The 4,643-nt window shown below is 74.0% G+C and carries 4 protein-coding genes; 3 read left to right on the plus strand and 1 reads right to left on the minus strand.

All coding sequences use genetic code 11. The features are described 5' to 3' along the window. Positions 1–143: 143 nt before the first annotated feature. Entirely contained in the window at positions 144–464 is a 321-nt protein-coding gene (tatA, locus tag ACFWJ4_RS40850; RefSeq protein WP_380554341.1) for a Sec-independent protein translocase subunit TatA, read from the minus strand. 259 nt (positions 465–723) lie between these two features. Between tatA and ACFWJ4_RS40855 the strand changes: the two genes are divergently transcribed. From ACFWJ4_RS40855 to ACFWJ4_RS40865, 3 genes are all read left to right on the plus strand, one after another. After that, on the plus strand, positions 724–1,929 hold the full coding sequence (locus ACFWJ4_RS40855; RefSeq protein WP_380554343.1) for an agmatine/peptidylarginine deiminase: 1,206 nt from the start codon (positions 724–726) through the stop codon (positions 1,927–1,929). A 64-nt stretch (positions 1,930–1,993) separates the two neighbouring features. Then, positions 1,994–2,785 (plus strand): urease subunit gamma, encoded by a 792-nt coding sequence (gene ureA / locus ACFWJ4_RS40860; protein ID WP_380554346.1) that lies wholly within the window; start codon positions 1,994–1,996, stop codon positions 2,783–2,785. Beyond that, positions 2,782–4,491 (plus strand): urease subunit alpha, encoded by a 1,710-nt coding sequence (locus tag ACFWJ4_RS40865; RefSeq protein WP_380554349.1) that lies wholly within the window; start codon positions 2,782–2,784, stop codon positions 4,489–4,491. Before ureA ends, ACFWJ4_RS40865 begins: the two co-directional genes overlap by 4 nt. The last annotated feature ends 152 nt before the right edge of the window (positions 4,492–4,643 follow it).

Consider the following 4,643-nt stretch of genomic DNA (forward strand, 5'->3'; position numbering starts at 1 on the left):
GTGGTCTGGGGGGTTTTTTTTTGTTAAAACCCCACCCCCCGGCCCCAGACCCCCCCCACGGCCTGCCCCCCGCCCCTCCCGCACCGACTGGTGGGGAGCGGCGGCTCTCGGACGTCCCGGGCGGCGCGCGGCCGACGGGACGGTCAGGGGTGCCGGGCCGGCTCGGCCGGACCGCCGCCGGAGGGGGCGGTGCCTGACCGGCCGGTGCCTGACGCGGCCCCGCCCGGCTGGGTCCCGCCCGGCTGGGTCCCGCCGGACGGGGTCCCGCCGGACCGGCCGTCGCCCGCCGGGGCGCCGCCGGGCGGGGCCGCCTCCTCCCGCAGGGCCGCCGTCTCGGACTTCAGGATCCGCATCGACTTCCCCAGTCCGCGCGCCATGTCGGGCAGCTTCTTGGAGCCGAACAGCAGCACCAGCACGGCCACCGTCACCAGCACGTGCCAGGGTTCCAGACCATTGCGCAGCATCGCCGCCTCACCCGGCCTTTCATCGTCGTGACCGGGCCGTCCGTTCGGCGGCCCGGTCGTCTCGGGGTGGTTTGGGTGACTTCACCGTAAAGCTTGACTGATTTTTCAGTCAATGCGAGAGTTCAGTCTCGGTGATGCCGGACGACCCCGTCCACCGGGACGACCTCGTCCACCGCCCAACCGGCGCCGCGCGACCGCTCCCCCGGAGCCCGCCCCTCCCGCCGAACCGGAACCACCCCCAGCCCCACCGGAGTCCAGCGTGTCCCAGCCCTCCCTCGCCCGCCGCACGGTACTGCGCTCGCTCGCCGGCGTCGGCGCGATCGCCCTCGGTGCGACCGCCTGCGCCGCCTCCGGCGACGACCCGGCCGACTCCGCGGCCACGGCCTCCGGCGCCCCCGGCCAGGCGTCGACGCAAGCGCCCGCACAGCCCCCCGCGTCCACCCCCGCCCCGGCACCCGCCCGCGGACGCCGGCTCGGCGGCGAGTGGGAGAAGCACGAGCGGACCTTCATGGCCTGGCCCGCCTCCGAGAACGTCTGGGGCGAGCAGCTCGGGGCCGTCCGCCGGGACATCGCCTCGGTGGCCAGGGCCATCGGCGAGCGCGAACCGGTGGTCCTGCTCGTCCGCCCCGGCCAGGAGGCCTCGGCCCGCAACGCCTGCGGCTCGGACGTCGAGCTGCTCTCCGTCCCCGTGGACGACCTGTGGGCCCGCGACACCGTCCCGGTCTTCGTGGAGGAGGGCGGAAAGGTCCAGGGCGTCGACTTCAACTTCAGCGGCTGGGGCGGCAAGCAGGAGCACACCAACGACGGCCGGATCGCCCGCACCGTCCTGGAGAAGTACGGGATCGAGCGGATCGAGACCCCGGTCACCGCCGAGGGCGGCTCCTTCGAGACCGACGGCGAGGGCACGCTGCTGGTCACCGAGAGCTCCGTGGTCAACGAGAACCGCAACCCGGGCCGCACCCGCGACGAGATCGAGGCGGAACTCAAGCGGGTGCTGGGCCTCACCAAGGTGATCTGGCTCGCGGGCGTCAAGGGCAAGGACATCACCGACGCCCACGTCGACTGCCTCGCCCGCTACGCCGCCCCCGGGGTCGTCCTGCTGGATCGGGCCTTCCCCGGCACCCCGCCGGACGTCTGGTCCCGCTCCGCCGACCAGGCCCGCGCCGTCCTCGCCGAGGCCACCGACGCCGCCGGCCGGAAGCTCAAGGTGATCGAGATCGGCCAGCCCGACCCGGACAGGATCACCGGCCGGGGCGACGCCTTCGTCTCCTCGTACATGAACTTCTACATCGGCAACAAGGGCGTCTACCTGCCGAAGTTCGGTGACGCCAAGGCCGACGGCCACGCCCAGGAGGTCTTCAGGGACCAGTTCCCGGGCCGCGAGATCGTCCCCCTGCCGATCGACACCATCGCCGGCGGCGGGGGCGGCATCCACTGCGCCACCCACGACCAGCCCGCCGGCTGACCCCGTCCCGCACCCGCCCCCCGCCGTCCCGCACCGTCCCGCACCGAGGGAGAACGGAACCCCTGTGCAGCTGACCCCCACCGAACGCGACCGGCTGCTGATCTTCACGGCCGCCGAACTCGCCCGCGCCCGCCGCGCCCGCGGCCTGCGGCTCAACGTCCCCGAGGCCGTGGCACTCATCGCGGACACCGTCTGCGAGGCCGCCCGCGACGGCCTCCGACTGGCCGAGGCCGTCCGACGGGGACGCTCCGTCCTCGCCGCCGCCGATGTGCTGCCCGGCGTCCCCGACCTGGTCACCGAGATCCAGGTCGAGGCCGTCTTCGAGGACGGCACCCGGCTCGCCGTCATCGCCGACCCGTTCGGCGGCGGCACCCTCGGCGCGGCCGCGCCCGGCGCCGTCCTCCACCACGGCGACCCCGGCGACGGCACGAGCGGCCACGGCGACGGCCGCGCCGCGCCCGGGCCGGAGGCCGTGCACACCCTCGCCGTGCGCAACACCGCGGACGTGCCGATCTCGGTCACCTCGCACTTCCACTTCTTCGAGGTCAACCCGCGGCTGGTCTTCGACCGCGCCGCCGCCTACGGCACCCACCTCGCGGTACCGGCCGGCTCCTCGGTGCGCTTCGACCCCGGCGCCACCGTCGAGGTCGACCTGGTGCCGATCGGCGGCGGGCGCGTCGCGATCGGTTTCGCGGGGCTCGTGGACGGCCCGCTGGACTCGCCGCGGGCACGGCAGGAGGCGCTGCGCCGGGCGGCCGAGCAGGGCTACCTCGGAGCGGCCGAACAGGGCTGCCCCGGAGCCGCCGAGCAGGGCCGCCCCGGAGCAGTCGACGACGGGCAGGAGAACCAGCCGTGAGCAGCAGCATCGAAGCGTCCGAGTACACCGCCGTGCACGGCCCGCGCGCCGGGGACCGGGTCCGGCTCGGCGACAGCGGTCTGGTCGTCCGGGTCGAGTCCGACTCCCAGCGGCCGGGCGACGAGTTCCTCGTCGGCTTCGGCAAGACCGCCCGCGACGGCCTGCACCTCAAGGCCGCCGCCGTCCGGGACACCTGCGACCTCGTCATCAGCAACGTGCTGGTGATCGACGCGATCCAGGGCATCCGCAAGACCTCGATCGGCATCCGGGAGGGCCGGATCGCCTCCATCGGGCGGGCCGGCAACCCGGACACCCTGGACGGCGTGGACGTGGTCGTCGGCACCGGGACGGCCATCGTCTCCGGCGAGGGCCTGATCGCCACCGCCGGCGCCATCGACACCCATGTCCACCTGATGTCCCCGCGGATCATGGAGGCCTCGCTGGCCTCCGGCGTCACCACCATCATCGGCCAGGAGTTCGGCCCCGCCTGGGGCGTCGGCGTCAACTCGCCCTGGGCACTGCGCCACGCCTTCAACTCCTTCGACGCCTGGCCCGTCAACATCGGCTTCCTGGGCCGAGGTTCGTCCTCCCACCCCGCCCCGCTCGTCGAAGCCCTCGCCGAGGGCGGGGCCTGCGGCTTCAAGGTGCACGAGGACATGGGCGCGCACACCCGCGCCCTGGACACCGCGCTGTCCGTCGCCGAGGCTCATGACGTCCAAGTGGCCCTGCACACCGACGGGTTGAACGAGTGCCTCTCGGTCGAGGACACCCTGAGCGTCCTCGACGGGCGGACCATCCACGCCTTCCACATCGAGGGCTGCGGCGGTGGGCACGTCCCCAACGTGCTGAAGATGGCCGGCGTGCCGAACGTCATCGGCTCCTCCACCAACCCCACCCTGCCCTTCGGGCGGGACGCGGTGGCCGAGCACTACGGCATGATCGTCTCCGTCCACGGGCTCAAGACCGACCTGCCCGGCGACGCCGCGATGGCCCGCGACCGCATCCGGGCCGGCACCATGGGCGCCGAGGACGTCCTGCACGACCTCGGGGCCATCGGCATCACCTCCTCCGACGCCCAGGGCATGGGCCGGGCCGGCGAGACGGTGCGCCGCACCTTCGCCGTGGCCGGGAAGATGAAGGCCGAGCGCGGCCCGCTGGAGGGCGACGGCCCGGACGACGACAACGAGCGCGTGCTGCGCTACATCGCCAAGCTCACCGTCAACCCGGCCATCGCCCACGGCCTCTCCCACGAGGTCGGCTCGATCGAGGTCGGCAAGCTCGCCGACATCGTGCTGTGGCAGCCGGCCTCCTTCGGCGCCAAACCGCAGCTGGTCCTCAAGGCGGGCTTTCCCGCCTACGGCGTCACCGGCGACCCCAACGCCGCCACCGAGACCTGCCAACCGCTCGTTCTGGGGCCCCTGTTCGGCGCTCACGGCGCCACCCCGGCCGACCTCTCCGTCGCCTTCACCAGCCGCGCCGCCGCCGAGTCCGGCACCCGGGACCGCCCCTACGACACCATGACCACCCGGCGCCGTCGCGTCGCCGTCCGCCACACCCGCGGGATCGGCCCGCGCGACATGGTCCGCAACACCCGCCTCGGCGAGGTCCTCGTCGACTCGCGCGAGGGTCTCGTCACCCTCGACGGCACGCCGCTGCGGTCCTCCCCCGCCGAGGAAGTCCCGCTGAACCGGCTCTACTTCCTCTGAGTCGCCCGCACTCCGCCGGCCTCCGTCGGGCAGCCGCCCGCCGGCCGAGGAGGGCCCGCACAGCGCCGCCCCGGGCCCCCCCGTGCCCGGGGGCGGTGTGTTATTAACATAAGTCGCGGCCGGAGGGTTTGGGGGTGTAGATGTAGGTGGGG

Source organism: Kitasatospora sp. NPDC127067 (genome assembly GCF_042724755.1).
Taxonomy (GTDB): domain Bacteria; phylum Actinomycetota; class Actinomycetes; order Streptomycetales; family Streptomycetaceae; genus Kitasatospora; species Kitasatospora lactacystinica.